Source organism: Mesorhizobium sp. M5C.F.Ca.IN.020.32.2.1 (assembly GCF_004023105.1).
GTDB classification, from domain to species: domain Bacteria; phylum Pseudomonadota; class Alphaproteobacteria; order Rhizobiales; family Rhizobiaceae; genus Mesorhizobium; species Mesorhizobium wenxiniae.
In genome coordinates, this window is record NZ_RZSX01000928.1 from 1 (window position 1) to 2352 (window position 2352).

The window sequence follows — 2352 nt, forward strand, 5'->3', positions numbered from 1 at the left end:
GCCTCCACCAACCTGCCCTTCCTCGTCTACCAGAAGGCGTTGCTGGAGTTCAAAATCGGCCAGGCATCCGCCGGCGGCATCCTCGCCGTCATTCTCGCCAACATCGTCGCCTTCTTCGCCATGCGCGCGGTCGGCAAGAACCTGGACAAATAAGGGAGGAAACGATGGCACGTGCAGTCAGCACCCAACACAAGACGATTGCGACCGCGGCCGCCTGGATCGTCGCCCTGCTGATCTTCTTCCCGATCCTCTACACGATCATCACCTCGTTCAAGTCGGAGCAGGAGGCCATCCAGGGCTTCAACCTGTTTCCGTCGGGAACCACGGAGAGCTATACCGCGGTGGAGGCGCAGAGCGGCTACTTCAAGTTCTTTCTCAACTCCGTGTTCCTGTCGGTCGGCTCGACTATCCTGGCTTTGCTCGTCGCCATACCGGCGGCATGGTCGATGGCGTTCTCGCCGGGCAAGTGGACCAAGGACATCCTGATGTGGATGCTTTCCACCAAGATGATGCCGGCCGTTGCCGTGCTGTTCCCGATCTACCTGATCTTCCGCGATACCGGATTGCTCGACAGCCGCATCGGTCTGATGATCATGCTGATGCTGATCAACCTGCCGATCGTGGTGTGGATGCTCTACACCTACTTCCGCGAAATCCCGGGCGAGATCCTGGAAGCGGCGCGCATGGATGGCGCATCGCTCTGGAACGAGATCGTCTATGTGCTGACGCCGATGGCTGTGCCGGGCATCGCCTCGACAATGCTGCTCAACATCATCCTGGCATGGAACGAGGCGTTCTGGACGATCCGGCTGACCACCACCGAGGCCGCCCCGCTCACCGCCTTCATCAGTTCCTTCTCAAGCCCTCAAGGGTTGTTCTGGGCCAAGCTGTCGGCGGCCTCGACGCTGGCGATCGCGCCGATCCTGATCATGGGCTGGTTCAGCCAGAAGCAGCTGGTGCGCGGCCTGACATTTGGTGCCGTGAAGTAGCGACGTTGCTCGAAGCATCTGGCGAAAAATAACCCCTCGGGGAGGAAACCATGGGAAACATCACGCTCAAGCACGTCTCCAAGTCGTTCGGGTCGACGATCATCATTCCGGGCATCGACCTGGTCATCGAGAACGGCGAGTTCGTCGTCTTCGTCGGCCCGTCAGGCTGCGGCAAGTCCACGCTGCTGCGACTGATCGCCGGGTTGGAGGATACCACCGCCGGCACCATCAACATCGACGGCCGCGACGTCACCGGCGAGGCGCCAGCCAAGCGCAAGCTGGCCATGGTGTTCCAGTCCTATGCGCTCTACCCGCACATGACGGTGGCCAAGAACATCGCCTTCCCGCTGAAGATGGCGGGAGAGGACCAGGCGACCATCGATCGGAAGGTGAAGGACGCGGCGCGCATCCTGAACCTCACCAACTATCTCGATCGCCGCCCCGGCCAGCTCTCCGGCGGTCAGCGCCAGCGCGTCGCCATCGGCCGCGCCATCGTACGGCAGCCATCGGCTTTCCTGTTCGACGAACCTTTGTCCAACCTCGACGCAGCACTGCGCGGCACCATGCGGCTGGAGATCAGCGAGCTGCATCATCAGCTCAAGACGACGATGATCTACGTCACCCACGACCAGGTCGAGGCGATGACCATGGCCGACAAGATCGTCGTGCTCAATGCCGGCAACATCGAACAGGTCGGCTCGCCGATGGAGCTCTACAAGACGCCGAAGAACCTGTTCGTCGCCGGCTTCATCGGTTCGCCCAAGATGAACCTGATCGAAGGCGCGCCGGCGGCCAAACATGGCGCCAAGACCGTCGGCATCCGTCCCGAGCATATGAACATCTCGAAGACTTCAGGCGAATGGAAAGCCACGGTCGGCGTCGCCGAGCATCTCGGCTCCGACACGCTTTTGCACGTGCAGGCCGACGGTGTCGGACCGCTGACGGTGCGCGCCGACGGCGAACTGGCCGCCCATCACGGCGACACGATCTATCTGACGCCGGACAAGACCAAGCTGCACCGCTTCGGCGCCGATGGAAAGGCGATGATGCAATGAGGCTGAAGGGTAAATCGGCGCTGATCACCGGGTCGGCGCGCGGCATCGGCAGGGCGTTCGCCGAAGCCTATGTCCGCGAGGGCGCCATGGTCGCCATCGGCGACATCAATCTCGAAGCCGCCGAAAAGACCGCTTCGGAGATCGGCGGCAACGCTTACGCCGTGAAACTGGACGTCACCGACCTCGCTTCGATCGAGGCGGCGGTCAAGGCGGTCGAGACAAGGGCCGACCGGCTGGATATTCTGATCAACAACGCCGCTCTGTTCGACCTGGCGCCGATCGTCGAGATCAGCAAGGCGAGCTACGAC

Annotated in this window: 3 protein-coding genes and 1 pseudogene; all 4 read left to right on the forward strand. The window is 62.0% G+C overall.

Translation table 11 applies throughout. The features are described from left to right. Positions 1–153, forward strand: a pseudogene (locus EOA86_RS31005) (sugar ABC transporter permease); the annotation flags it as partial. A gap of 11 nt (positions 154–164) precedes the next feature. Then, the gene (locus tag EOA86_RS31010) at positions 165–989 is read left to right on the forward strand and encodes a carbohydrate ABC transporter permease (RefSeq protein ID WP_023801521.1); all 825 of its coding nucleotides are present in this window, start codon (positions 165–167) and stop codon (positions 987–989) included. A 50-nt stretch (positions 990–1039) separates the two neighbouring features. Continuing rightward, positions 1040–2044 (forward strand): ABC transporter ATP-binding protein, encoded by a 1005-nt coding sequence (locus EOA86_RS31015; RefSeq protein ID WP_065011647.1) that lies wholly within the window; start codon positions 1040–1042, stop codon positions 2042–2044. Further along, on the forward strand, positions 2041–2352 hold a 312-nt coding region (locus tag EOA86_RS31020; RefSeq protein ID WP_128345099.1), incomplete at its 3' end, for an SDR family NAD(P)-dependent oxidoreductase. The genes EOA86_RS31015 and EOA86_RS31020, both read left to right, overlap by 4 nt.

Excerpts from the sequence above, each read along its gene's own strand:
- EOA86_RS31010 (WP_023801521.1), top strand. The coding sequence starts at position 165 with ATGGCACGTGCAGTCAGCACCCAACACAAGACGATTGCGACCGCGGCC.
- EOA86_RS31015 (WP_065011647.1), top strand. The coding sequence starts at position 1,040 with ATGGGAAACATCACGCTCAAGCACGTCTCCAAGTCGTTCGGGTCGACG.